The following is a 25430-nucleotide window of genomic DNA, read 5'->3' as shown; positions in this document are numbered from 1 at the left end:
CGTGTCCGGCACTGACATGATCGAAAATCGTACCTTCGACGAGATTACTGTCGGCGAAACCGCCAGTATGACCCGCACTCTCTCGCAAAAGGATATTCAGCTATTCGCATTGGTTTCCGGTGATGTGAATCCGGCCCATCTGGATGCAGACTTTGCCGAGGGCGACTTTTTTCGCCGGATCATAGCTCATGGCATGTGGGGTGGCGGTCTGATTTCAGCAGTATTGGGAACCGAACTGCCGGGGCCTGGAACCATCTACCTGGGTCAGTCGCTGCGCTTCAAACGTCCGGTCGGCATTGGTGATATCATCACGGCATCCGTGACAGTCACGGAAAAGCGGCCCGACAAACATATCCTCCTGCTCGACTGCCGCTGCGAGAACCAGGCCGGCGAGACCGTTATCACGGGCCAGGCCGAAGTTATGGCGCCGACGACGAAGATCAGCCGGCAGCGCGTGGCTTTGCCGGAAATCCGGCTGTCGGATCATGGCGCCTATCACCGGCTGATTGAAACGGCTTCGAATGCTTTCGTTCCCACTGCCATCGCCCATCCCTGCACTGCGGCTGCACTTCTTGCGGCAGTGGAAGCGGCTGAGGCCGGACTGATCGAGCCAATACTGGTCGGCCCGGAAACCCGCATTCGCAACGCGGCAGAAGAAGCCGGCAAGGACATCTCCGCATTCCGCATCGTTCCGACTGCTCATAGCCACGATTCCGCCGCCAAAGCGGTCGAACTTGTGCGGTCGGGCGAAGCGGCACTGCTGATGAAGGGATCACTTCACACAGACGAACTGATGGCTGCCGTGGTCAGTCGCAGTTCGGGGTTGAGGACCGAGCGGCGCATCAGCCACGCCTATATCATGGATGTCTCTGGCCATCCCGAACCGCTCATCATCACGGATGCGGCGATCAACATCGCGCCCACACTGATCGAGAAAGCCGACATCATCCGCAACGCGATCGACCTTGCCCATGTCATCGGGCTGGCAGAACCGCGCGTCGCAATTCTTTCCGCGGTGGAAACGGTCAACCCCGCCATGCCGACCACGCTTGACGCAGCCGCATTGTGCAAGATGGCCGACCGGGGACAGATTACGGGCGCCCTGCTCGACGGCCCGCTGGCCTTCGACAATGCGATCAGCGAAGCGGCGGCGCGGGAAAAGGGCATCGTATCCTCCGTCGCCGGAAAGGCGCAGATTCTCGTCGTGCCCGATCTGGAAGCTGGCAACATGCTGGCCAAGCAGCTCACCTTCCTTGGCGGAGCGGATGCGGCAGGCGTGGTTCTGGGTGCGCGCGTTCCCATCATCCTCACCAGCCGGGCTGACAGTCTGCGGACGCGGCTCGCCTCCTGCGCGGTCGCGACCCTGCTTGCGCGCGCAGCGACCAACGCAGCCCCGGGCCTTCCACAAGGCTCCGCCGCATGAAGGCGATTGTCAGCCTCAATTCCGGCTCGTCCAGCATCAAGTTCGCCCTCTACGTCCTCGACGCGGATCGTGCCCCCTCCCTCTCGGCTGCCGGTAAAATCGAGCGCATTGGCATTTCCCCGCACCTCACGATCCGGGATACGTCGGGCGAGACGCTGGTCGTACAGGACTGGCGGGACCAACATGGCCTTACGCATGCCGACCTGCTCGCCTGGCTGTTCGACTGGGCAATCTCCCATCTGGACGGGCGCGAGGTGATCGCCATAGGCCATCGCATCGTTCATGGCGGTGTCGATTTCGCCGTCCCCTGCCTGATCGACGATCTTGTGCTGGACGAACTTGAAAGGCTCTGTCCGCTGGCGCCGCTGCACCAGCCCCACAATCTGGCCGCAGTCCGGGCGATTACCGCGCTCGCACCAGACCTGCCGCAGGTCGCCTGCTTCGACACGGCCTTTCACCATGACCGGCCAGAACTCGCCACGCGCTTCGCCATCCCGCGCGCATTCCACGATCAGGGGATCAGACGCTATGGCTTCCATGGCCTGTCCTATGAATATATTTCCCGTCGCCTCGCAACGATCGATCCGGCGCTTGCGGCCGGTCGCGTGATCGTCGCGCATCTGGGCAACGGCGCATCGCTGTGCGCCATGGCCGATGGCAGGAGCGTGGACACCAGCATGGGCTTTACCGCGCTGGACGGCCTGATGATGGGCACACGCTGCGGCACGATCGATCCAGGCGTGGTACTGCACCTTCAAACACAGATGCGAATGAGCCCGCAGGAAGTTGAAACTCTTCTGTACAACAAGTCGGGCCTGCTGGGCGTATCGGGCATTTCGAGCGATATGCGCGCCCTGTCCGAGAGTGGCGCACCCGAAGCGCAGGATGCGATCGACCTGTTTACCTGGCGGGTAGCGCGGGAGGCAGGCGCTCTCGTCAGCATCCTCGGCGGGGTGGATGGAATCGTCTTCACGGCCGGGATTGGCGAAAACCATGCCGATGTGCGATCGCGCATCTGCCGCAGACTCGAATGGCTGGGCATCAGGCTGCAGGCGCATGGCAATATGTCCAATGACACCATCATTAGCCATCCCGACAGCAAGGTAAAGGCATTGGTCATTCCGACCGATGAAGAGCGCATGATTGCCCTTCACACCCTCTCGGTTCTATTTGGAGTAGCGCAATGAACCCTCTGGTAGACCTGCGCGGCAAGCGCGGCCTCGTCATCGGCGTCGCAAACGAACATAGCATCGCTACTGGCTGCGCCGACGCCTTCGCCCAATGCGGCGCGCGCCTGGCCGTGACCTATGTGAACGAGAAGGCTAGGAGCTGGGTCGCGCCTGTTGCCGAAAAGCTTGGCGCCGAGTGGAGCGCGCCTTGCGACGTGCGTGAACCGGGGCAACTGGAAGCCCTGTTCGAAGAGGTGCGGGAGCGCTGGGGCGGGCTCGACTTTCTGCTTCACTCCATCGCCTTCGCGCCAAAGGAAGACCTGCACGGCCGCGTAGTCGACAGCTCGGCAGAAGGTTTTGCCATGGCGATGGACGTGTCCTGCCACAGCTTCCTGCGCATGGCAAAACTGGCCGAGCCGTTGATGAATGAGGGCGGCTGCCTGCTGTGCGTCACCTTCTATGGCTCGGAGCGGGTAATCGAACATTACAACCTGATGGGGCCGGTCAAGGCAGCGTTGGAAAGTGCGACCCGCTATGTGGCGGCTGAACTCGGTCCCAAGGGCATCCGCGCCCATGCGATCTCGCCCGGCCCGATCGCCACACGCGCGGCCAGCGGGATCGATCGGTTCGACGAACTGCTCGATCGGGCAGCCGCGCAGGCTTCGCAAGGGCAACTGGTGGATATTGGCGACGTGGGTTCCCTTGCCGCCTTCCTTGTCAGCGATGCGGCCAGACGCATAACCGGCACCGTCATTCCCGTCGACAATGGACTGCATCTCCACGCATGAAACACCTGCCCAACTTTCCCGCCGCCCTGCTGGCTGCATCCGTCCTCCTGCCCTTTCAGGCGCAGGCCAGGGAAGATGTCGAAATATTGATCAGGAATGTTGATGAGCGTGATGCCAATGGCTTTGCCCTTGTTGATATCCGCCTTCTGAATTCCGATGATGCAGCGCAAACGGTCCCCCTGCCCGACCGGATCGAGGCGCGAGTGACGCTGCCTGGCGGCACACACAGCGTCTGGCTCGACCGTGGGCCGACCGTTCCCGCACAAGTGATCGTGGCCGCCCATGGCTTTGCCTGCGCGCAGTACCGAGTTTCCGATGCATCGGTAAACCAGGGCGCGTTGCTCTCTGTTCCGGCATGGGGTCGCCAGCAGATCGCTCTTTCCGCACGTCATGGGCTTATGCCAGACCAGCCCGGCGAACAGGCGCAAGCAACCGTGCCGGTGCCGCCCCCTACGCCATCCGCCGCCGATCGTTCAGTCGGCAATGCCTTTATAGACAATCTCTCGCCTTATGAGCCGATCTATGCCGTCTATGGCCCTGGAACCAACAGCGAGGCCCGTATCCAGCTGAGTTTCAAGTATCAGCTTTTCGGCAGCCGGCTGCGGGAAGACCAGCCTGCCTCCCTCAAGGATGGCCTCTATTTCGCTTATACCCAGCGTATGTTCTGGGATCTGGGCGCGGACTCCTCACCCTTTCGCAATATCGATTTCCAGCCCGAAATCTTCTACCTTGCACAGCCCAAGGCCCTATCCGATACAGCGACTCTCAGTGGGCAGGTGGGCCTGCGTCATGAATCCAATGGCCGAGATGGCGATGCATCGCGCAGCATCAACATGGTCTATGTGACGCCCATGGCGGCATTTTCGCTAGGCGGTGATTGGCGGCTGACTGCCGCACCACGTTTCTGGCTCTATGTCGGCGACCGCTCCGATAATCGCGATATCCGCCGATATCGGGGCAATAGCGGCTTCTTTATGGAAGTTGCGGAAGTTAATGGACTGCGCCTCTCCACCTCCACCCGGTTCAACTTCGGGAGTGGCAAGGGAGCAGTGTCAGCCGATATTTCCTATCCATTGCGCCGCATTCTGGGCGACGGCCCCGACTTTTATCTCTTTGGCCAAAGCTTCCACGGCTATGGCGAAAATCTTCTCGATTATAACAAACGCGCCACGCGCCTACGCATCGGTGTGGCCCTTGTTCGATAAAAAACGTGATTTAGCCCTCTGGATGCCGAAGTCGTCCTCGAATTAAAATCCCATTATCTCGGAAGCGACCTGCAGGTGAGACGGGTGGCCAGGGCACGTCAGCGCGAAGAGTGAGATTCGGCAACCCGGTACCACTGCTGGGACCGACAGCCCAACTTGCCGAGCAGGCATCCCTTGGCTTCCAACCGGTTGGCATCGACGACACGAATAGTACCGGTAAAAGTCCGGCCAATGTCCGGTACAAAGACTTGGCCGCGCCAGACACCTGGCCGCTCCTCTACAAAATCACGAAACAACTGCGATCCCACCAGCGGATTCTGACTGCCTTTGCGTGCATCTGCTTTCGCCTTCTCACTGGCCCAGACAACAACGCCGCACATTCGGTCCCCACAACGTTCTGCACGGATATGTACGCTGTTCTTTGGATTTCTCCACACATCGAATGACGATTCCTGGGCCGTGGCTGCCACATGCCCGGACCCCGCCATCACGACCGCGATAGCGAAAACCTTGAGCCACATACGGTTCATCCGCAGACCGACTATAGCGTGTTCAGTTGGCGGCCCGGGGGACTTAATAGCGCAAGATGCTAGTCCACAGATAAGGCGTAATACGCTGAACATGGCTTCCCTCGAGTTTTACCTGCGCCCGATCGACTGCTTCGAAATGGCGATCGGGATTGTCGGTATAATTCGCGCTGAGACTACCGGGTACTGACCTGATCCGGTACCCGCGTCTCTACCGCATGTACTTGGTCGTGGGCCTGCGGTCATCGTCGCACCGTATCCGCCACCAGAACCCCATCCACCATCGCAAACTGCATCACCGCAGCAAAGCCCCCGGAGTTTCGGCAGTCAATCGCCGCGATCTGCGTGTTTTGTAGTGCGAACCGGATCACCGCGAAAGTCGCAGCGTCGGCGTCCACGACAAATGACGCGAACAACGCCTCGGGGGTTGGAAGGTTACATTCGCTTCCTGAATGCCCGCCATCAACCGAACGCTCAGCCAAGTCCCCATGCAATTTCGTCTGTTTCCCGTTCCATTGCAGGCTAGAATAGGCAAGCCTCATTGACAAGCACGGCAAGACAATCTCGCATCGGCAGACTAATAAGGACCAATCCACCTCATTGCACCTGCTTGCCCAAAGCGATAGATACATGCGTTGGATAGGCAGACAGATAGGACCGATTGCATGACCGAGAATGACAACGGCGCCGTTCGTCCCACGACAGGCTGGGGCTGGGTTCTAGCTTATGGCATAGTTGTCATTCTGGTCGGGCTTCTGGCCCTTTCCAATCCGCTCGCCACTGGCGTGGCGACCGGTTTTCTGATCGGCACACTGCTGATTGTTTACGGCGCTTTCGCAACATTTGCCAGCCTATCGTATTTGTCCGGCCGCGCGCGCTGGATCGAACTCATTTTGGGCATTATGGGCCTTCTGGCCGGGGCAGTCACAATCTTCAACCCGTTTGCCGGCGCTCTCTCACTGGTGATGCTGATAGGCGCCTGGCTGCTCATCAGCGGAATCCTTGAGGCCATCAGTGCATTCCGGAGCGAGCATGACTGGGGCTGGCGGCTGCTGCTCGGCATTTTGGATCTTGTGCTGGGCGGACTGATTCTGTTCAGCGGCCCTGCGACTGGCCTGATCTTCCTCGCCTTTTGCGTCGGAATCAGCTTTCTGATCCGGGGCGTCTTTCTCTTTATCCTGGCTTTGGGATTGCGGCGACTTGCGCGCATTTGAGCTCGATACCCCGTCTCCACAAATATATGCTGCTGGTCTTCCAAGGGCTTTGCGGGCTAGGTGGTAAACTCATAAACTGGCTTGCGAGATGTAGATTGGATTGATTCAAGGCATTTGAAGGAGCCTTGGATGAGCCGTCGCAGATTTGAGCTTACGGATTTCGAGTGGTCGGTGATCGAGCCGTTGTTGCCGAACAAGGTGCGCGGTGTTCCGCGTGTTGATGATCGTCGGGTGATCAATGGGATATTGTGGCGGTTTCGCACAGGCAGCCCCTGGGCGGATATCCCGGAGCGCTATGGGCCATACACGACGTGCTACAACCGTTTCGTGCGTTGGCGCAAAGCTGGCGTATGGGACCGGCTTCTGTCCTCCGTCAGCGCCGCTTTCGATGGCGAACTGGTCATGATCGACAGTTCCTCGATCCGGGTCCACCAGCATGGTGCGACCCTAAAAAGGGGGCCCCAATCGCTGCATGGGACGTTCCCGGGGCGGCCTGACTACCAAGATCCATGCGCTGGTTGATGGCCGGGGTTTACCGGTCGGCCTGCATCTGTCGGAAGGACAAGCCAGCGATTGCCGCAAGGCTATCCGCGCACGGATCGAAAGCAACGGCGGCTTCGCCAACATCCCGGCAAAGCGTAATCGACGAAAGGGCTTCGCCTTCAGCGCCTTCCTCTACCGCTATCGCAACCTGATCGAGCGCTTCTTCGGAAAACTCAAACACACCAGAGGCTTGGCGACACGCTACGACAAACGCGCCGATAACTTCCTCGCTGCCATTAAGCTCTTCTCAGCACGGTTATGGATCGCAACTAATGAGTCTACGGCCTAGAATGGGCCTATGAACATTCAAGCTTAATCTTTTTAGGGCGAATTATGAGCGAGAAGCATCCATACGACGTTGAAGTTCTTGAAATATTCAAAGATCCAAAGAACAGGCTAGAAGGCAAGAAACATGTTCTGATTGAGCACGTGATGTCGACGGGGGAATACTACCTTGGTGCACATAAAGATGAAGTGCTCATTATTTTTGCCGGATATGATGAAAAGAACAAAGTCATACGTGCTTCGGAGAGATCGCGTACACAATATCCACCCCAATATTTTGTCAAACACATCCAAGATGCCAAGGGGCGTTGGGAAGGATGGAGTGACACGAAAAAATATACAGTCTTTGTAGGCACTGTTGACAAGATCATTAAACCTGAGGATAGGAAAAATACAGCAATTGTCTTTAAAGATGTTTCTCTTGTCTCAGGCTCGCTTGAAGGAGAATCAACAGATCATTTGAACGTAAGCTTTCAATATGACACCCGCTGTGCAGATTTGTACAATGAACAAAATCGATATGTTGTACTTGTATCAAAACAGTATAAACCGCTGGACGGGTGGGAAAATGGAAAACAAAAAAGCGCATTCAAGAATTTTTATAATCCTGGATGCAATTATTTTCAGCCATATGATTTCGATATCATAGAAAAAATGCGTAACACACGAGACAAATAATCACCGCGTTTTGATCTAAGCCGTTGATTTTAAAAGAAAAACTTGGTAGCGGAGGAGGGACGCATAAATTTCTCTTATAATGTTGATATAGATATATCATTTTTTACTTTTCGAGAAAAATACCCCCACCGATACCCCCGCAGAAGCGATGCGATGAACCGTTACGATTGCACGACGAATCGGCGAAAAGCCTACAGTCTCTCATCGGACAATTCGCGGAGCACCTGAATGGATAGAGCCGCCAAAGGACTGGATCGCACGAAACCTGGCGCGGTTTGGGGCGGCACGTCATGGATTATGTCGGATCGCTCTTCGTCGTGCGAGAACTCGTCGCCGCGTTTCTGTTCGAACGTCGCGAGCCTTGCCTCACCGTCGATCGCGACCAGTTTGGATCGAAAGTTCAGATGCGCACCGTAGCGTTCGACGTGTTCCATCAGCGCGCGCACATAAATCGGCACGCCGAGCAGCACAGCACCGACCGTGTGGAACCGCACGTCGATGTCCTTGAGGACCCAAACCTGATCCTGCCATGGATCAACGGTTGCATTGTCATCCTGAATGAGACGCCCACTGGTCAGGATGATAGCCCGCACGAGCCTGGTTTCAGGCGTTCGAAACCCCGCCGGTAGCGCATTTCGGCTTGCGGTCACAGACTGATGCCCTGCAATCACATGTGGCCGGTGGCGATAAAGTTCTGATGCCAAGCCAGCGCCTCGCTTAGCAACGAAGGGGAATGCTTGCCGAAGGAATCGCGCAGTGCGCGCTCGTAATAGTCGGCCAGCCTGTCGCGATAGCGCGGGTGGACACAGGTCTCGATGATCAGGCAGGCGCGCTGCCTGGGCGCCAGTCCGCGCAGATCGGCAAGCCCCTGTTCGGTCACGATCACCTGCACGTCCTGGTTGATGTGATCGACGTGGCTGACCTGCGGCACGATCGTCGATATCGCCCCTCCCTTGGCCGTCGAAGGAGCCATGAAGATCGAGATATAGGCATTGCGGGCAAAGTCGCCCGAACCGCCGATGCCGTTCTGGATCGCCGAGCCCATGACGTGGGTGGAATTGACGTTGCCGTAGATGTCCGCCTCGATCATCCCGTTCATCGCGATGCAGCCCAGACGGCGGATCAGTTCGGGGTGATTGCTGATTTCCTGGGGGCGCAGGATAATCCGCTCGCGGTAGCGGTCCATGTCGGCATTCAGCGCATGCGCCGCCTCGGGGCTCAGCGAGAATGCCGTCGAGGATGCCATGCGCAGCTTACCCGAGGTGAGCAGGTCCAGCATTCCGTCCTGTAAGACCTCTGTATAGGCGGTCATGTTCTCGAACGGACTGTCGATCAGGCCGGTCAGCACGGCGTTGGCGATATTGCCGACGCCCGATTGTAGCGGTAGCAGATTTTCCGGCAGCCGCCCCTGCGCGACTTCATGCGCGAAGAATTCCATCAGGTGGCCAGCGATCCGCTGGGCGCAATCGTCGGCTGGCTTGAACGGCAGGTTGCGATCGGGCGTGTCGGTTTCGACAATAGCGACAACCCTGGCCGGATCGCAGCGGAAGGTGGGCTGGCCGATCCGGTCATCGGCGCGAACCAGAGGGATCGGCATGCGGTGCGGCGGCAGGGCCGTACCGTAATAGATGTCGTGCATCCCCTCCAGCGCCGGGTTCTGCCAGCGATTGACCTCGAGGATGACCTGCCCCGCCCGGTCCAGCCAGGTCTTGTTGTTCCCTACCGACGAGGCGGGGACCAGCGAGCCATCAGGCAGGATCGCCGTCACTTCGACAAGCGCCGTGTCCAGCGGACCGAAGAATCCCTGCCAGGCCATTGGCGCCACCTGGCTCAGATGCATGTCGAAATAGTTCATCTCGCCGCGATTGATCTGCTCGCGAGCAATCGGATCGGAATTGTAGGGCAAACGAAAATCGATGCCCTTGGCCTTGGCGAGTGCGCCGTCCAGTTCAGGCCCGGTCGAGGCGCCGGTCCACACGCTGATCGCGAACGGATCGCCGGCCGCGTGTGCCGCCTCGATCCGCCGCGCCAGCGCCTGCGGCACCGCCTTGGGATAGCCCGCGCCGGTAAAACCGCTCATTCCCACGGTCGTGCCCGGCGCGATCAGCGCCGCGGCCGCCTCGGCGTCCATCACCCGGGACTGGAGCAATGGATGGGCAATTCGTGAGGTCATCAATCTTGGGTCTCCATCGGGCCTGTCGGATTTAAGGGTGCCAATAGGGCCAACTTGGCATGGATCTGTGTAGACCTTGAATTGGAGCTCAGAGCGCGCTCTTCAATCGCTCATAGGAGGCGCGCAGTTCCTCGGCCAGCACCTCGATCGCCGACTTGATGTTCTGCCCGCTGTCATGAAGGCGCGCTTCGGCCACGAAATGGTTCCATTTGGTTTCGGCTTCCTGCCATTCCTGCTGGGCTTCCATGCTGCCCAGATGGGCCTGCACCTTGGCCTCATCGCGCAACGTGGCGAGTTCCGGCTTCAGATTTTCCAATGCGCTCATCATCTTCCTCCTGTGCTGATTTTCGCTGGTCTAAATTTCAGATTGCCGCAGCCGGTCGATCGCGCGCGCGAGCTTTTCCCGAACCGTGCTGGCGGCTTTGACCAGTTCAGGATTGCTGATCGCCTGCATCGACGCCACCGGGTCAATTGCCGCGACTTCAACTTCGTCCGAACCTGACTGCTGCACGATGACATTGCAGGGCAGCATCAGGCCGACCTTGTCTTCCAGCTGCAGCGCCTCGTGTGCCAATGTCGGATTGCAGGCGCCAAGGATCGTATAGGGGCGGAAGTCGACGTCGATCTTGGATTTGAGGGTCTGCTGGATATCGATCCAGCTGATCACGCCGAACCCCTCCGTCTTCAGCGCAGCCTCTGCGCGCGCTGGCGTCATCGAAGGGGACCTTCAACCTGGCGGAAATATAGTAGCTCATCGCCTGCCTTCTCCTGTCGGGGTGCGGGTTTCGTCAGCTTGCCGCAACCGTAGTGATCACCGGCGTGCCCTCCAGCGTGCGCTGCACCGGGCAGCGGGACGCCACCGAGATCAACTTTTCCCGCTGCTCATCGGACAGGTCCTCGCCAATGACACGGATCGTCTTGGCGAAATGGTCCGTCTTCGCCGACTTCCCCTCGACCGTGCCCTTGGCATGCGTAAGGGTGACTTCCACGCGTTCGAGCGGCCAGTTCTGCTGACGGGCATACCAACGCACCGTCATGGCCGTGCATTCGCCCAGTGCTGCCAGCAACAGGTCGTAGGGCGCCGGTCCCAGGTCCCCGCCACCCTGTTCGACGGGCTCATCGCCGATGAGGTGATGGCCGGACACGTCGATGCTGACGGCAAAAGCACTTTCACCGGTCTCGACGATGTGCGCTGTTGTCGTGCCTGTACTCAAAGAACGTCTCCCCTCATGCCGTGGCCATGCTGGGACCATAACAGGTCATTTCTCGACCTGTCTGACAAAATGCCACTTGCTTGGCGTGAGGGTTGCCGGGGTCGAGAACAGTGCGGGCCTGCCGTCACAGGCGTTCTGGTTGAAATGCGCGCAGGTGCGGAAAATCCCCCTTTTGCAGGTATGCCTTTTCCGCAGGCGTCGATTGCCTATCGAGGATTTGATTGCGGTGCGGGTGGCGGCCAAACGCAGCAATCACCTGGCGCACGTCTTCTGCCTGTTTCACCAGGGAACGATAAATCGGCTGCAAATGATCCGGGGCGCTTGACGCAATTTCTACCCGCAGGCGGATCAGAAGGTCGATCCGCTCGAGGTGGTCGTGGCCTTCGCAGTGACCGAGTGGCTGGGTGAAGGCGATCTTGAACCACGGCGTATCGAGAGCTTCATAGTGGTCAGTTGCCAACCCCGTCAGCGCCAGTTTCAGGGCGGCGGCATCCTGCGCGAATGCCCGCGTCGTGCCCCGCCAGAGTGACCGTGAAAACTGATCCAGCAGGATAATGAGCGAAAGTCGTCCCTCCGGATCGCCTGCCCAGTGATCGAGCCCGCCTTTCGCCCCACGGGTCGTCAGTTCTGGAAACCGGGCGACGATCGACTCGTCGGCGCCTCCCTGCATGCGCCAGAACCAATGCTTGCGATGAGTCTCTGCGTCCACATCCTTGCTGCGCCCTTCCGGAAACCAGAAGTCCAGAACGTCGTGCCACGGCTGAGCAGGGGTTTCGATCATGCGCTTTCAATCGGACGATATCATTGCTCGCTGCTTGCGCAGGAAATGCAGAGTGCGGCTTCCGGGCGCGCCTCAAGACGCTTGGGAGCGATGGCATCGCCGCAGCGAACACATTCGCCGTAGGTGCCATTTTCGATGCGTAACAAGGCGCGGTTGACCGACGCGATTTCGCGCGCGACCAGCGCGGCCTGCGCTTCGAGAGAGGCGTCATCCTCCATCTCGACCGCCTGTTCGGACGAGTCGGGGTTCAAGGGTTCCGCCAGATCCTGAGCGAGGCGCTGCTGCCGGCCTGCGAGTTCGGTGAGTTGTTGCGAAAGGCGTGCTCGGGCGGCGTCGGCATTCGGCATGGACAATAATCCTTTCAAGTCTCCAGCCCTTTGGTAGCAAGTGCCGCCGCTGCCTGACAACGAGAAGTCCTTCGGCGCAAAGCCGGCAGGCAAAGATTGGTTGTTTTATGCCGGCCTGCAGGATTTCTTCCGGCCTTCAAGCGACGTCGACAGTTGTGCTCGCCATCCCTAGGGTTAAAGAACGGCCAGTTCCGGCGCGGCGCGAGGGAATCTTCCAGCCGCATTTGAGACTGGGCCGTGATTGCGATTGGAGAATGTGAATGTCGAATACCCCCCACACTCTGGGCGATGAATTTCCTGACCAGATGGACCAGATCCACGCTCTGAAGGTGTCGAACACCCGGTTCGCCAAGCTCCTGGTGGACTATGACGCAGTTAACGACGAGATCCATCGCGCGGAAACCAACATCGCGCCGGTGTCGCAGGATCGCGAAACCGAACTGCGCAAACAGCGCCTCGCGCTCAAGGACCAGATTGCCCAGGCTCTTACCGAAAACGCCTGACCGGGATCGCGTGTTTGCCTCCTGCTCCCTCTAATTCAGCGTTGTGGGAGGCAATACCGATCAGAGCATAGCAGTACCGTGCCGGCAACCAATTGGACATGGTTCCTGCCCGTAACCACTGCGGTCTATCCCATGTCAGATCGGTGGTACGTAATCGCTTCGCTGCAATGATATCATGTAGGCAGCAAGGTTATCGATCTGGTCGGGATCGATGGCAAAGTTCATCACATCGGGAAAATTGTGTGATTTCTGCAGCCAGGGCTTGATCGTCGCGCCGGTCAGGCCTGGCGTGTTGACGACAGATTCAAAGGTCGGGGCATCAACGTTCGGGGAGTATCGTCGTCCGGCGCTCACAGCATGGCAACCGGAACAATGCTGTTGCGCAAATGCCAGCCCCCTGGCCTCAGCAGATTCTCGGATTGAGCCGGCACCTTCCGCAGTCGTGGCGGGGTTTGGTGCCCCTGCCTTGGGTATCATCTCGGGCGTGCACGCCGTTGTGAACAGCAAAAGAATGGTGAGACCTGGAAATTTACACATGGTCGCGACCTACCCCGATCACCATGCGGGGTCCAACTTCGAATGCGTGAAAGTCCCCCGACCACTCGCCCGCGGATATTCCGCAAGCGAGCAGTCGGGGATCAGGCTCGAGCGGTCGCCCGATGACTCGGGTAGCGATCGCTTAGCGGCGATCGCTCTCCATCACTTTCGTCCAGACCCTCACGAAATGATCCGCGAACATCTGCTTTGCGTCATCCGAAGCATAGACCTCGGCGACAGCCCGCAACTCTGAATTGGAACCGAAAACGAGATCAACCGGCGTTGCTGTCCACTTGGCAGCGCCCGTACCTGCGCACGGTCAAAATCGATTGAGCGCGAACCTCATTTGAATTTTTTTAACAGCGGGATCGGTTCGCGCCGGTCCCGCTTTTTGCTATGTAGGGAGACAATATGCTGCTCGAAAAAATCAAGACGCCCGGTCTGTCCCACTTGTCCTACCTCATCGGCTCTGGCGGCAAGGCCGCGGTGATCGATCCACGTCGCGACTGCGAATGCTACCTTGAACTGGCGCGCGCGGAGGGGCTGGAAATCACGCACATATGCTCGGAGGATGCCGAAGGCATGGATGAGAGGCAGCGGCGGTGGCAAGCATTCTTGAATGCTGCCAATGTGGTCTCGGTCAACCAACCTTCCCTGCTACAACCGACTAAACCTTGCCGACCTTCGCGGCTTGAGTCCCAGGCAGCGCGCACCGGTCATCATCGCGAACTGCGCCCATCCGGACTACCGGCCGGCGTTGGCCGACTATCTCGCGCGAGCACGCAAGGATTCCTATGGCCAGCAATCGCCCAGGCTGCTCAAGGAGGCACTGTCTTGGCACCAGCGCTTCATCGCGACGAGCACGATTCTGGCTTAGCGCGCTTGCGTAACCAGAGACGAGAGAGCGCATGGCCGATCCGACCGAGTTGATCGACCTCGACGATCCATCCACCGGATCGCCGGAGGAAGCCGCTTCCGCGCTGGGCGTCGATCCTGCAAAGGGATTGTCCGCGCATGATGCGAGCGAGCGACTGGCCCGCTTTGGCTCCAACGAACTACGGACGGTAAAGGGGCCGCCGCTGTGGCGCCGTATTCTTGCGCAGTTCCGGGATCCGCTGGTCTACCTCCTCCTCGCAGCGATTGCGGTGACGCTTGCGATCTGGCTCATCGAGGGGGAGCGGGAGTGGCCTGTCGACGCCTTGGTCATCGCGATTGTCATCCTGCTTAACGCGGTTTTGGGCTTCGTCGAAGAGAGCAAGGCAGCAAGCGCGGTAGCGGCACTTGCGAAGATGACAGCGGTGACCTCGTCGGTAATGCGTGACGGTCGCAGGCAGCGGATACCCGCTAGAGAACTGGTGCCTGGCGACGTGCTGCTGCTCGAGGAGGGCGACGCAGTCGGTGCGGATGCGAGGTTGATCCTGGCGGCCTCGCTGCGCGTTCAGGAGGCATCGCTCACCGGCGAAAGCGAAGCGGTCGCAAAGGATGCGGCCACCCTGCCCGCTCCGGCGGCCCTCGCCGACCGGACTTCGATGGTCTTCAAAGGCACCGCGGTCGCACAGGGCACCGGCCGCGCAATCGTCACCGCCATCGGTATGCGAACCGAGATGGGCCGCATCGCCACCATGCTCGACGAGACACGCGAAGAGGCTACGCCGCTACAGCGCGAAGTGGCTCGGCTGGGGCGGATCCTCGGCACAAGCGTGGTGATCATCGCGGCAGTTGTCATGGCGACGCTGATTATCGTCCAACCGGTCGAGACGCCGAACGACATCGCAACTGTCCTGCTCCTGGGCGTCTCGCTTGCGGTCGCCGCCGTGCCGGAGGGACTGCCGGCGATCTTGTCGCTCGTCCTAGCTCTCGGGGTTCAGCGAATGGCGGCGCACAACGCCGTGGTGAAGAAGCTTTCCTCGGTCGAAACCCTGGGTTCGGCGACGGTCATCTGTTCCGACAAGACAGGTACGCTTACCCGCTCGCAGATGACCATCCAGCGCGTCATCACGGCTTCGGGCGAAAGCCGGGTGACGGGCACGGGCTACTCGCCGCACGGCACTTTCGAGGCGCAAGGCAGTGCATCGCTCGATGACGCGCTGAGGGCGGAGCATATCGTCGTGCTGAGCGGCGGCAGCCTTGCCGGCAACGCCGGTCTTCGCATGCTAGCCGACGGGACCTGGGCCATCGATGGCGATCCGACCGAGGCGGCCTTCCTGGTTGCCGAAAAGAAGTTGGGCGCCGACACCCGACGACAGGCACGGTTCGAACGCACTGCCGAATTGCCCTTCACGTCTGAACGCAAGATGATGTCGACGATCGAGCGCGACCGGGAGCACGGCGGCGAACTCGTGCTGATCGCAAAGGGTGCCCCCGATGTGCTGATGGATCGATGCACGGGCATCCGCGTCGGCATGGACATCCGGCCCTTCGACGACATTGTCCGGGCAAAAGCTCGCGCCGATGTCGAGCGGCTTTCGAATGACGCGCTTCGAACGCTCGCGGTTGCCTATCGTCCGCTTGTTCCCGGCGAAGAGGCAAAGCTGGATGGATCGCTTGAACGCGACCTGATCTTCGTCGGCACGGTGGGCATCATCGATCCTCCGCGCGAAGAGGCCGCCATCGCGATCGCCGAGGCGCAGCGCGCGGGCATTCGTGTCGTCATGATCACCGGCGATCATCCCCGCACTGCTGCCCGGATCGCGGCGCAACTTGGAATAACATCGAATGATGCAAGGGTACTGACCGGGACCGACCTCGATGCGCTGGATGACATGCAGTTGGCCCGCGCGGTTCGCGAGACGCAAGTCTATGCGCGGGTTGCGCCGGTTCACAAGCTGCGGATCGTCGATGCCTTGCAGACAGATGGCGAGATCGTCGCAATGACCGGCGATGGGGTGAACGATGCCCCGGCACTCAAGTCTGCGGACATCGGGATCGCGATGGGCCAGACCGGCACCGAAGTGACGAAAGAGGCCGCGAAGATGATCCTGGCCGACGACAATTTCGCCACGATCGTTGCGGCCGTGCGCGAAGGCCGGGCCATCTTCGACAATATACGCAAGTTCCTGCGCTACCTTCTTTCCTCCAACATGGGCGAAGTGCTGACGGTATTCCTGGGCGTTGTCGGCGCAGGGGTCATCGGCCTCGACGATGCGAGCAATGGTGCTGGTCTGGTCTTGCCATTGCTGGCGACGCAGATCCTGTGGATAAACCTTATTACCGATTCCGGGCCTGCCCTTGCCATGGGGGTCGACCCGGAGATCGGCGACGTGATGGAGCGCCCGCCCCGCCGGCGCAGCTCGCCCACCATTGATGCGCGGATGTGGCGCGATGTGTTGAGTCTCGGGCTGGTGATGGCGCTAGCCGCCCTTGGGACAATCGACATCTATCTGCCAGGCGGTCTGGTTGAGGGCAGCCATGATATAGACCACGCCCGCACCGCCGGCTTCACTACTTTGGTGTTTGCGCAGCTCTTCAATGCGTTCTGCGCACGATCCGACGTGATCAGCGCATTTACCCATTGGTTCGCAAACCGCTGGCTATGGGCTGCGGTTCTCCTGTCAGCCTTGCTGCAGGTAGCGGTAATCCATCTTTCGCCACTGAATGCGGCTTTCGGCACGGTTCCGCTGGCGTTGGATGACTGGCTGATCTGCCTGGCCATGGGTAGTGCGGTCCTGTGGTTCAGTGAAGGGCGCAAGCTGCTTCGCCGACGATCGACCATGTCCCTGTGATATCAGGTCCGGCGCGCGGGGGAAGCCTCGAGCTGCAGCTCCTCGATCGTCACGCCATCGCGGATATTGTAGAGGCGGCGGAAGGTCGGGATGATCTTCTCGTCATGTGTAACGACAATGATCGCGGTTTCGAACTGTTTGGCCATGGTGTTGAGCAGATCAACCACAGCCAGTGCGCGAACGCTGTCGAGCGGCGCAGTCGGCTCGTCGGCGAGTATTACCGGCGGTCGGTTGACCAATGCCCGTGCAATGGAAACCCGCTGCTGCTCGCCGCCCGACAACTGCGAAGGCATGGCCGCTGCGCGGTGCGCGACATCGAGCGCCTCCAGCAGGTCGTGCGCCTCCTTGCGGGCCAGAGCATTTGGCTTGCCCGCCAGCATGGGGAGCAGCGCGACATTGGAAGAAGCGTCCCCGGATGGTCTGGACCTGGTTCTCGACCTGCCCTTTCTCCCATCCCGCCGCCGGAGAGCAGGCGGTCGGCTCCACCATATAATGATCGGCCATAACCAGGAACCGGCGGTTGAACACGCGCTCCTTGCCAGCGAACACGGCGGTGACCGCGGTCTTCATGTTATCGTAGATGCCGCGCAGGGGAACGCCGCCAAAGAACGCAAACCCGCGAGCATGGGCATCAAACACCATCTCCTGCGTCTCGCGCGGATAGGCCCGGACGTAGACTGCCCGTGACGCGCACAGCCGCATATGCGCCACCTTCACTCGCATCGGCTTACCCGCGATCTCCACATCCTCGTGGCTCCAGTCAAACTGGTATGCCTCGCCAGGCTTGAACATTAGCGGGATGAAGGCTGGCGCGCCGTCGCACGCATCCTTGCGACGCGCTTCCCTCCAGCGCTGGGCATAGCGCCGGACCGCATCATAGGAGCCCTCGAACCCCTCACGGCACAGCAGATCATGGATCCGCGTCATCCGCAGCCGATCGCGCCGGTGCCGGGCCTCATTCTCCGTCAGCAGCGTATCGAGCCGCTCCTGGAACGGCCCAAGCCGAGGCAGCGGTTGAACCGTGCGGCGATAATCGAATGCGCCTTCTGGTGCCCGGATCGCCTTGCGCACCACCTTGCGGGATAACCGCAGATCGCGCGCAATCGCCTTGATCGCCTTCCCGCTCGCGTGTTCCCGCCTAATCCGAACGACCGTCTCCACCACCAACATCCCGATCTCACCACCTGGAAAACCAGGCGGTCAACTACACCATCAGAATGAGGGGTCCCTTTTAGACGCCGATCACCCCGCTAACAGGGTCCCTTTTGCACGCCGATCCACAAGCTCTCGCTTTGTCGAGCGCCCTTTCTGAAACGTCGGTAGCGACGACGCGATGGCCATGCTGGGCCAGAAATACGCTGTTGCGCCCCTCGCCATCGGCGACAGCCAAGACTTTCGATCCGGGAGTCAGGCGGTGCGCCTCGCGCGCCAGAAAAGCGTTGGGCGCGGTCCCGAACAGATACTCGTCCGCTGCGTAACGCTCGTTCCAGAACTCCGCCTAGCTCGGTTCAGTCATGGGCCGCTTTCCATGCACCCATGGAGCCGAGATAGACATCCAGCTTTTCGAAGCCGCGGCTCGCAAGCCATCCTGCAGCAACCGTGGCCCGCATCCCGCTTGCACACATCAGGGTGTAATGCTGTGACAGATCGAGATCGTGATACTGCTCGTTGAGTTCACCCACGTAGATATGCTCGGAACCCTCGATCGCGTTTTGCGCGCGTTCGTCCGCATCCCTCACATCAAGCAGCGTCCAGTCACGTTCGTCGCTCTCCAGTCGCCGTTCAACTTCGTCGGTCCCGATCATCGGGATAGTCCGCATCGCCTTGCCTTGGGCAGCGGCAGGCACGACGCCGACATAACCGCCTTCGATATTGTCGAGTGCGATCCGCACGAGATGCGTCATAGCAGCTTCGAGCTGGTCTTCATCGGAAGCGACAAGAGCGACATTGTCGCCTTCACGGATGAACCATCCGGCGAATGCCGAGATCATCCCGACTGGCAGGTTCATGGAACCGCGAAGATGGCCTGAGGCAAACGCGAGCGGCTCGCGCACATCGACCAAGTGGTCGACGTCAAGCTTTTCCAATTCGGACAGCGACAGGCGCTTGGGTCGCATCACACGAGGCGCAGCTTCGCCGCCTTCCAGATTAAGGCGCTCCATCAACCGGAAATACGGCGGCTGGTAGTGGTTCTCTTCCACCTTAAAGTCGATGAACGCATCCCGGCTTTCGAATTGAAGGCGCGGATTGTTCGCGCGTTCATGGCCGAGTGTCGAGAACTCGCGTTCCGCCATTCCCGACCCGCAGACGGAACCCGCTCCATGCGCAGGATATAGAATGACCTGGTCGCCAAGATCGAGAATCTTGTGGAGGGAATCGTAGAGAAGACCTGCGACCTCGCGTTTGCGTTCGGGATAGAAGTCCGTCCGTCCGACATCGCCAACGAACAGCGCGTCTCCCGTGAACACTCCAACTGGCCCATCGGGATAGGCAGTGTCGTGAAGAACGAAAGCAAGATGATCGTCCGTGTGCCCCGGTGTCTCCAGCACCCGAATTTTCAGCTGTCCGATCTCAAACTCATCACCTTGGTGAGCCGTCTCGGCATATTCGACCGTGCCCACAGAATTGGGACCGTGCAGGACGCGCGCGCCGGTCAAATCTCTCAGGATGGGCGCCCCCGAAACCAGATCCTCGTTGCGATGGGTTTCGAAGATATGAGTGATCTCCAGCCCCTCGGCGCGCGCCATTTCGACATAGCATTCGCAGTCGCGGCGCGGATCGATGATGGCCGCCTTCCCGCCCGAACCAATCAGGTAGGATAGGTGGGACAGTCCGGATGTCTTAATTTTCTCGAGCAGCATGGTGCCTCCTTCATAAGGAAAAAGCGGGACCGGCGCGAACCGATCCCGCTTTCAAAAGATTCGATGGCGCGTCACGCTCAATCGATTTTTACCGTGCGCAGATAGGGGCGCAGCGTGGTGAAGCCCTGCGGGAAGCGGGCTTTTGCATCCTCGTCGGAAACCGATGGTGGAATGATCGCATCCTTGCCTTCGCGCCAATCGGCGGGAGTGGCCACGCCATGCTTGTCGCTGAACTGGAGCGCATCGATCGCGCGCAGGATCTCGTCGAAGTTCCGTCCTACGCTCATGGGATAGGTCATGGTGAGCCGAATCTTCTTGTCCGGATCGATGATGAATACCGACCGCACAGCCGCCGTTTCGCTCTGATCCGGATGGATCATGTCATAGAGCTTGGCGATCTTGAGATCGGCATCAGCGACGATCGGGAACACGAGATTCGTGTTCTGGGTGTCGTTCACGTCTTCGATCCACTTGGCGTGTTCTTCGGCAGTGTCGGTCGAGAGGCCGAGTGGCTTTACATTGCGCTTGTCGAACTCGCTGGCGAGCTGCGCAGTGCGGCCCATCTCCGTAGTGCAGACGGGGGTGAAGTCGGCCGGGTGGCTGAAGAAGAATACCCAGCTATCGCCAGCCCAATCGTGCAGGCTGATTTCGCCATTCTGGGTGTCGACGGTAAAGTCGGGGGCGGTGTCACCGATGTGAAGGCTCATTTCAATTTTCCTTGTTCCGTGTCGATGCATCCTTTGTAGAGAGACCCAGGCACGCTGCCCAATTCAAATTATCGATTGCGATAAGTGATAAACCAAACAGAAGGGTAGAGAGGCCGGAGAGGCACACCTTTTCCTTTAGATGATGACCTCATAACTTAACCAATACCTATAACTGTGTTGAGCATTGATAACGTCAATTACGCTTTCAGCCAGAACCTGATGACCGAGGCTACGAGACCCAGCACGGTTATGCTGGCGAGCCAGATCACGAACATCCAGCCGAGCCGCCGCCAAAGTGGGCGATCCTGAGGCTCGTCCATCAGTGATATCCCTCATCCGCCACCTTGCCGCGGAACACCCAGTAAGCCCAAGCGGTGTATGCGATGATGAGCGGCATGGTGATCGCGACGCCAACCAGCATGAAGATCTGGCTGCGTTCGGGCGCGGCGGCGTCCCATATCGTGAGGCCCGGTGGAACGACATAGGGCCACATCGTGACGCCCAGACCGGCCATGCCGAAGAAGAACAGCGCAAGGCTCAGCCAGAACGGCTTGCTGTGCCGGTCCACTGAAAGAGCCCTCAGCAGCATGACGGCAATCACCGCTGTGAGGATCGGGACCGGCGCGGCGAAGTAGATCTCCGGCGCAGTCAACCAGCGCTCGGCATATTCGGCGTTCAGGAACACATTGTAGAGGCTGACGCCTCCCATCAAAACCAACGTTGCCCATGCCGCCCGCTTGCCCAACTTTCGGGCATGATGCTGACTCTCCCCATCCAGTTTCCACACCAGCCAGGTCGCGCCAAGCAGAGCGTAGCCGGCGACTGTGCCTAGGCCGGTCAACAGCGTGTAGGGCGTGAGCCAGTCGAACCAGCTGCCCGCATAGGATCGATCCACGACCTCGATCCCCTGGAGAAGCGCACCCAATGTCATGCCCTGCGCCATCGCCGCGACCAGCGAGCCGCCAGTGAAGGCCGCGTCCCAGTATCGGCGGTGCCCGGGGTCGCGCCAGCGATACTCGAACGCGACACCGCGGAACACCAGTCCCAACAGCATGGCGATGATGAGCGGGTAAGTGGCGGGCAGGATCACCGCGTAAGCCAATGGGAAGGCTGCGAACAATCCGCCGCCGCCCAAGACCAGCCAAGTCTCGTTGCCATCCCAGACCGGCGCTATCGAATTCATCGCACGATCGCGCTCCGGCCCGACCTCGAAGGTAGGGAAAAGAATGCCGATGCCGAGGTCGAACCCGTCCATCACCACATAGGCGAAGACGGCGAAGGCGATGATGAAAGCCCAGATCGTCGTCAGGTCCAAGTTAACGTCCATCGGTCGCCTCCTCGTGATCGCGCGGAAGTGTGTCGGGATCGCCCGGATTCTGGGATGGGCCAGGCGTAATGCCAGCAGTCCGGATCGGCCCGGTGTCCCCGCGCTTGACGCCATGTTCGCCTGCGTGCGGTGGCTTGTGCATCAGGTGCAGGATATACCAGACACCCGCGCCGAAAACTGCGAAATAGACCACGACGAATGCAAGCAATGACGCGGCGACGGCGGGGGCATCCAGCGGACTCGCAGCATCTGCCGTGCGCAAGAGATTGTAGATCACATACGGTTGCCGGCCGACCTCCGTCGTGATCCAGCCAGCGATGACCGCCACGAAACCGCTGGGAGCCATGACCAAGGCTGCGCGATGGAGCATGGGCCATTCGTAGAGCCTCTTGCGGAAGCGAGCGAACAGGCTCCACGCTCCGATACCGAGCATGGCAAAGCCGATCCCGACCATGATCCGGAATGACCAAAAAACGATGCCGACCGGCGGTTCCTCGTCGTCCGGGATCGTGTCCAGACCGGCGAGCGGCGCGTCGAGATCATGCTTTAGGATCAGCGAAGATGCCTTGGGTATCTCAATTGCGTAGTCGACCCGCTTTTCCTCGCTGTTCGGAATGCCGAACAGGATCAGCGGTGCACCATCCGGATGGCTCTCGAAGTGGCCTTCCATCGCCATGACCTTCTGCGGCTGATGTTCGAGGGTGTTGAGCCCGTGCATGTCGCCTGCGAAGATCTGGATCGGCGCAACGATGGCCGCCATCCACATCGCCATCGAGAACATCTTGCGCGCGTGCAGGTTTGTCCGGTCCTTGAGAAGGTGCCAGGCCCCGACCCCGCCGACCACGAAGGCGGTCGTGAGGTAAGCTGCGATGACGGTATGGACCAGGCGATAGGGGAAGCTGGGGTTGAAGACGATGTCCCACCAGCTTTCACCCGGCAGGTATTGCCCGTTCGCCCCGATTTCATATCCTACGGGGGTCTGCATCCAGCTGTTAACCGACAGGATCCAGAAGGCGCTGATGAAGGTGCCAACAGCGACCATGAGCGTGGCGGCGAAGTGCAGCTTCTTGCCGACCTTGTTCATGCCGAAGAGCATGACGCCAAGGAAGCCAGCTTCGAGGAAGAACGCGGTCAGCACCTCGTAGGCCATCAGCGGGCCGATAACCGGCCCCGCAATATCAGAGAAAACCGACCAATTCGTGCCGAACTGGTAGGACATCACGATGCCCGAAACGACGCCCATTGCGAAGGCGATGGCGAAGATCTTCAGCCAATATTTGAAGAGATCGAGATAGATCGCCTTGCCTGTCTTGAGCCACAGACCCTCGAGCACTGCCAGATAGCTTGCGAGACCGATGGAAAAGGCCGGGAAGATGAAGTGAAAGCTTACCGTGAAGGCGAACTGGATGCGGGCCAGCAGCAGGGCATCGAGCTGTTCGAACATGTCTTTATCCGTGTTGCTTTTCGGCGCGTGCCTTGCGCCAGCGATAGTAGGTCTTTTCGGAAATTCCGATTTCGCGGCAGCTCTCGCAAACGCCTTTTCCCGACGCGATCAAAGCTGCGATCTCCCTGCAACGGGCATCTTTGTCAGGAATGGTGGGCATCAGATCATACCTCTCGCAGCATCGGGGATTGGTTCAGCTGGCGGTCCGCCGTTCGTTGCCAATTCCCGGAATGCGCGGTTCTGCGACAGGAAGACCTGCCCGTTGAGTTCGTCAACGAAGTGGGTCCGCTTCAGCCGGTCCATGACGGGGCCCTTCACTTCGGAAAGATGCAGCCCGATCCCGGCGTCGGTCATGCGGTGATTGATCGCCTCAAGGCTTTCTAGGCCGGAAGCGTCGATTTCGTTGACCGCGCTGCACATCAGGATGACGTGGCGCACCTCTGGGCGGTCGGCGACCTCTTCCAACACGTATTCCTCGAGCCATCGCGCATTGAGGTAGGTCAGGCTCTCGTCGATCCGGACCGAGAGGACGTGCGGCACGGTAAAGACCTTGTGGCGGTCGACATTACGGAAGTGCTCGGTCTCGGGGACGCGGCCGACGATGGCGGCATGGGGGCGGCTGGCGCGCCAGAGATAGAGAAGGAGGCCGACGCCAACGCCCGCGATCACACCCAGCTCGACGCCCGCAAGCAGCGTGATAGCGATCGTCGCCATGTGCGCGGCGAAGTCGGCCTTGGAGTAGTTCCAGAGCTGGCCGGGAGTCTTGAGATCGACGAGGCTGAGAACCGCGACGATGATCGTTGCAGCCAATGTGGCGATGGGCAGGCTGTAGAGCAGCGGGGTCAGGAACAGTCCCGCCAGCGCAATACCGACAGCGGTGTAAGCTCCGGCTGCGGGCGTCTCGGCCCCGGCGTCGAAGTTGACGACCGAGCGCGCAAATCCGCCGGTGACGGGGTAGCCCCCGGAAAAGGCACTGGCGATGTTCGATGCGCCAAGGCCGATAAGCTCCTGGTTCGGTGCAATCCGTTGACGGCGTTTAGCCGCAAGCGTCTGCGCAACCGATACGCTTTCGACGAAGCCGATGATCGAAATGAGCAGCGCGGGGACCCACAGTTGCCCGATTAGACCCAGATCGGTCGATGGCAGGGCGAAAGGCGGAAGACCCTGCGGAATTGCACCGACGAGGTTCACACCGCGATCCTCGAGATTGAGGCCGATGGCGGCAAGGATCGTCGCAACAACTGCTACGACCGGACCTGCCTTGGCCGCGATGTCGGCGGCTCGTGAAGATAGACCCATCGCGACCAAGGCCGGCTTCAAGCCCTTTCGGACCCAGAAGAGGAACAACGTCGCTGGAATCCCAATGGCGAGCGTCCACGGATTGACCGTGTCGATTGCCGCCGCGAGCCCGCCGAGCATCTCGGGCCAGTTGTCGCCGCCTGCCGATACGCCGAGAATGTGCTTCAACTGGCTCGTCGCGATCAGGATGCCGCTGGCGGTGATGAAGCCGCTGATGACGGGGTGCGAGAGGAGGTTGGCCAAGAAGCCCATCCGCAGGAATCCGAGCACGGCCAGCATCACACCGGACAAGGCTGCAAGGGTGATTGCCGCCTCGAGATAAAGTTCAGTCCCCTGCGCCGCTACGGCTCCGGCAGCGCTCGCCGTCATCAGCGACACAACCGCCACGGGCCCCACCGCAAGCGTCCGGCTGGTGCCGAAGATCGCGTAGGCGACCAGCGGCAAGATCGAGGCGTAAAGGCCCACGACCGGCGGCAACCCCGCCAGCAGCGCATAAGCGAGGCTTTGCGGGATCAGCATAATTGTTACGATGATCGCCGCGACGAGATCGTTCGTCAGGACCGATCCGTTGTAGGTCCGGCCCCACTCGAGGATCGGGAGGTATTGCGCCAACAGCCCGGGCTTTTGCCTGCGAGGCAAACCGGACGGCTCGCCAATCGGCCCTGGATTGCTGTCGCTCACGA

At 60.0% G+C, this 25430-nt stretch carries 28 protein-coding genes and 3 pseudogenes; 10 read left to right on the top strand and 21 right to left on the bottom strand.

Features of this window, described 5'->3' with window-relative positions; genetic code table 11:
• The first annotated feature begins 1 nt into the window (after position 1).
• From ABIE62_RS13430 to ABIE62_RS13415, 4 genes are read left to right on the top strand one after another with little or no spacing between them, the layout of a single operon-like run.
• Positions 2-1423, top strand: coding sequence for a bifunctional enoyl-CoA hydratase/phosphate acetyltransferase (locus ABIE62_RS13430; RefSeq protein ID WP_046902782.1), 1422 nt, complete (start codon positions 2-4; stop codon positions 1421-1423).
• Complete coding sequence (locus ABIE62_RS13425; protein ID WP_046902783.1) at positions 1420-2610, top strand: acetate/propionate family kinase; 1191 nt, start codon at positions 1420-1422, stop codon at positions 2608-2610. Before ABIE62_RS13430 ends, ABIE62_RS13425 begins: the two co-directional genes overlap by 4 nt.
• Entirely contained in the window at positions 2607-3380 is a 774-nt protein-coding gene (gene fabI / locus ABIE62_RS13420) for an enoyl-ACP reductase FabI (protein ID WP_046902784.1), read from the top strand. The genes ABIE62_RS13425 and fabI overlap by 4 nt, the downstream gene beginning before the upstream one ends.
• Complete coding sequence (locus ABIE62_RS13415) at positions 3377-4585, top strand: phospholipase A (protein WP_046902785.1); 1209 nt, start codon at positions 3377-3379, stop codon at positions 4583-4585. Before fabI ends, ABIE62_RS13415 begins: the two co-directional genes overlap by 4 nt.
• 98 nt (positions 4586-4683) lie before the next feature.
• On the opposite strand, the gene ABIE62_RS13410 is transcribed toward ABIE62_RS13415, so the two are convergent.
• Entirely contained in the window at positions 4684-5106 is a 423-nt protein-coding gene (locus ABIE62_RS13410) for a DUF2147 domain-containing protein (RefSeq protein ID WP_235980313.1), read from the bottom strand.
• Between the two features lie 248 nt (positions 5107-5354).
• The gene (locus ABIE62_RS13405; protein ID WP_354326748.1) at positions 5355-5510 is read right to left on the bottom strand and encodes a hypothetical protein; all 156 of its coding nucleotides are present in this window, start codon (positions 5508-5510) and stop codon (positions 5355-5357) included.
• A 267-nt stretch (positions 5511-5777) separates the two neighbouring features.
• Here ABIE62_RS13405 and ABIE62_RS13400 point away from each other — a divergent pair, with 267 nt between their 5' ends.
• The 3 genes from ABIE62_RS13400 to ABIE62_RS13390 all read left to right on the top strand — a co-directional run bounded on the left by ABIE62_RS13400 (position 5778) and on the right by ABIE62_RS13390 (position 7832).
• Positions 5778-6326, top strand: a complete 549-nt coding sequence (locus ABIE62_RS13400; protein ID WP_046902788.1) for an HdeD family acid-resistance protein — start codon at positions 5778-5780, stop codon at positions 6324-6326.
• Between the two features lie 129 nt (positions 6327-6455).
• Positions 6456-7158 (top strand): IS5 family transposase gene (locus ABIE62_RS13395; protein WP_354326744.1). Its coding sequence is split into 2 segments (ribosomal slippage): positions 6456-6790 and positions 6789-7158, totalling 705 coding nucleotides; the frame shifts between segments, so codons are not numbered across the junction.
• Between the two features lie 44 nt (positions 7159-7202).
• A complete protein-coding gene (locus ABIE62_RS13390) occupies positions 7203-7832 on the top strand; it encodes a hypothetical protein (RefSeq protein ID WP_354326743.1) in 630 nt (209 codons plus the stop codon).
• Positions 7833-8023: 191 nt separating this feature from the next.
• Here the strand turns inward: ABIE62_RS13390 and ABIE62_RS13385 are convergent, their stop codons facing one another.
• From ABIE62_RS13385 to ABIE62_RS13355, 7 genes are all read right to left on the bottom strand, one after another.
• On the bottom strand, positions 8024-8482 hold the full coding sequence (locus tag ABIE62_RS13385) for a hypothetical protein (RefSeq protein ID WP_145985309.1): 459 nt from the start codon (positions 8480-8482) through the stop codon (positions 8024-8026).
• 17 nt (positions 8483-8499) lie between these two features.
• Positions 8500-10005, bottom strand: a complete 1506-nt coding sequence (gene scpC, locus ABIE62_RS13380; protein WP_119083547.1) for a succinyl-CoA:acetate CoA-transferase ScpC — start codon at positions 10003-10005, stop codon at positions 8500-8502.
• A gap of 88 nt (positions 10006-10093) precedes the next feature.
• Entirely contained in the window at positions 10094-10333 is a 240-nt protein-coding gene (locus tag ABIE62_RS13375) for a hypothetical protein (RefSeq protein ID WP_230281466.1), read from the bottom strand.
• 27 nt (positions 10334-10360) lie between these two features.
• Positions 10361-10672, bottom strand: coding sequence for a DUF302 domain-containing protein (locus tag ABIE62_RS13370; protein WP_231958709.1), 312 nt, complete (start codon positions 10670-10672; stop codon positions 10361-10363).
• Positions 10673-10793: 121 nt separating this feature from the next.
• The gene (locus tag ABIE62_RS13365) at positions 10794-11219 is read right to left on the bottom strand and encodes an OsmC family protein (RefSeq protein WP_119083549.1); all 426 of its coding nucleotides are present in this window, start codon (positions 11217-11219) and stop codon (positions 10794-10796) included.
• Positions 11220-11343: 124 nt separating this feature from the next.
• Positions 11344-12000, bottom strand: a complete 657-nt coding sequence (locus ABIE62_RS13360) for a DUF924 family protein (protein ID WP_119083550.1) — start codon at positions 11998-12000, stop codon at positions 11344-11346.
• A 20-nt stretch (positions 12001-12020) separates the two neighbouring features.
• A complete protein-coding gene (locus ABIE62_RS13355) occupies positions 12021-12347 on the bottom strand; it encodes a TraR/DksA family transcriptional regulator (RefSeq protein WP_119083551.1) in 327 nt (108 codons plus the stop codon).
• Positions 12348-12607: 260 nt separating this feature from the next.
• Here ABIE62_RS13355 and ABIE62_RS13350 point away from each other — a divergent pair, with 260 nt between their 5' ends.
• The gene (locus tag ABIE62_RS13350) at positions 12608-12850 is read left to right on the top strand and encodes an HP1242/YdcH family protein (protein WP_088473117.1); all 243 of its coding nucleotides are present in this window, start codon (positions 12608-12610) and stop codon (positions 12848-12850) included.
• A 135-nt stretch (positions 12851-12985) separates the two neighbouring features.
• Here the strand turns inward: ABIE62_RS13350 and ABIE62_RS13345 are convergent, their stop codons facing one another.
• The 3 genes and pseudogenes from ABIE62_RS13345 to ABIE62_RS13335 all read right to left on the bottom strand — a co-directional run bounded on the left by ABIE62_RS13345 (position 12986) and on the right by ABIE62_RS13335 (position 13996).
• Complete coding sequence (locus tag ABIE62_RS13345; RefSeq protein ID WP_172593097.1) at positions 12986-13387, bottom strand: c-type cytochrome; 402 nt, start codon at positions 13385-13387, stop codon at positions 12986-12988.
• A gap of 142 nt (positions 13388-13529) precedes the next feature.
• A pseudogene (locus tag ABIE62_RS13340) lies at positions 13530-13694 on the bottom strand (peroxidase family protein); the annotation flags it as partial.
• 35 nt (positions 13695-13729) lie between these two features.
• Positions 13730-13996, bottom strand: a complete 267-nt coding sequence (locus tag ABIE62_RS13335) for a hypothetical protein (protein WP_172593098.1) — start codon at positions 13994-13996, stop codon at positions 13730-13732.
• Positions 13997-14060: 64 nt separating this feature from the next.
• Here ABIE62_RS13335 and ABIE62_RS13330 point away from each other — a divergent pair.
• Positions 14061-14264: pseudogene (locus ABIE62_RS13330) on the top strand (acetyl-CoA hydrolase/transferase C-terminal domain-containing protein); the annotation flags it as partial.
• A 31-nt stretch (positions 14265-14295) separates the two neighbouring features.
• Positions 14296-17109, top strand: a complete 2814-nt coding sequence (locus ABIE62_RS13325) for a cation-translocating P-type ATPase (RefSeq protein WP_119083553.1) — start codon at positions 14296-14298, stop codon at positions 17107-17109.
• Between the two features lie 2 nt (positions 17110-17111).
• Here ABIE62_RS13325 and ABIE62_RS13320 read toward each other — a convergent pair whose 3' ends face one another.
• The 9 genes and pseudogenes from ABIE62_RS13320 to ABIE62_RS13280 form a co-directional block, all read right to left on the bottom strand.
• A complete protein-coding gene (locus ABIE62_RS13320) occupies positions 17112-17489 on the bottom strand; it encodes an ATP-binding cassette domain-containing protein (RefSeq protein WP_502930319.1) in 378 nt (125 codons plus the stop codon).
• 10 nt (positions 17490-17499) lie between these two features.
• Positions 17500-18279, bottom strand: a pseudogene (gene istA, locus ABIE62_RS13315) (IS21 family transposase); the annotation flags it as partial.
• 338 nt (positions 18280-18617) lie between these two features.
• Positions 18618-19970: an MBL fold metallo-hydrolase gene (locus ABIE62_RS13310; protein WP_119083555.1), complete on the bottom strand. Its 1353-nt coding sequence runs from the start codon at positions 19968-19970 to the stop codon at positions 18618-18620.
• A 77-nt stretch (positions 19971-20047) separates the two neighbouring features.
• On the bottom strand, positions 20048-20677 hold the full coding sequence (locus ABIE62_RS13305; protein ID WP_119083556.1) for a peroxiredoxin: 630 nt from the start codon (positions 20675-20677) through the stop codon (positions 20048-20050).
• Positions 20678-20874: 197 nt separating this feature from the next.
• Entirely contained in the window at positions 20875-20997 is a 123-nt protein-coding gene (locus tag ABIE62_RS13300) for a DUF2474 domain-containing protein (RefSeq protein ID WP_354326740.1), read from the bottom strand.
• Positions 20997-22004, bottom strand: coding sequence for a cytochrome d ubiquinol oxidase subunit II (cydB, locus tag ABIE62_RS13295; protein WP_119083558.1), 1008 nt, complete (start codon positions 22002-22004; stop codon positions 20997-20999). The genes ABIE62_RS13300 and cydB overlap by 1 nt, the downstream gene beginning before the upstream one ends.
• Entirely contained in the window at positions 21994-23448 is a 1455-nt protein-coding gene (locus ABIE62_RS13290) for a cytochrome ubiquinol oxidase subunit I (protein WP_170004121.1), read from the bottom strand. Before ABIE62_RS13290 ends, cydB begins: the two co-directional genes overlap by 11 nt.
• A 4-nt stretch (positions 23449-23452) precedes the next feature.
• Positions 23453-23608, bottom strand: coding sequence for a helix-turn-helix domain-containing protein (locus ABIE62_RS13285; protein WP_119083560.1), 156 nt, complete (start codon positions 23606-23608; stop codon positions 23453-23455).
• On the bottom strand, positions 23608-25428 hold the full coding sequence (locus ABIE62_RS13280; protein WP_231958710.1) for a SulP family inorganic anion transporter: 1821 nt from the start codon (positions 25426-25428) through the stop codon (positions 23608-23610). The genes ABIE62_RS13285 and ABIE62_RS13280 overlap by 1 nt, the downstream gene beginning before the upstream one ends.
• Between the last annotated feature and the right edge of the window lie 2 nt (positions 25429-25430).

Source organism: Porphyrobacter sp. MBR-155, from assembly GCF_040547625.1.
Taxonomy (GTDB): domain Bacteria; phylum Pseudomonadota; class Alphaproteobacteria; order Sphingomonadales; family Sphingomonadaceae; genus Erythrobacter.
This window is presented reverse-complemented; position numbering and strand designations above follow the sequence as displayed.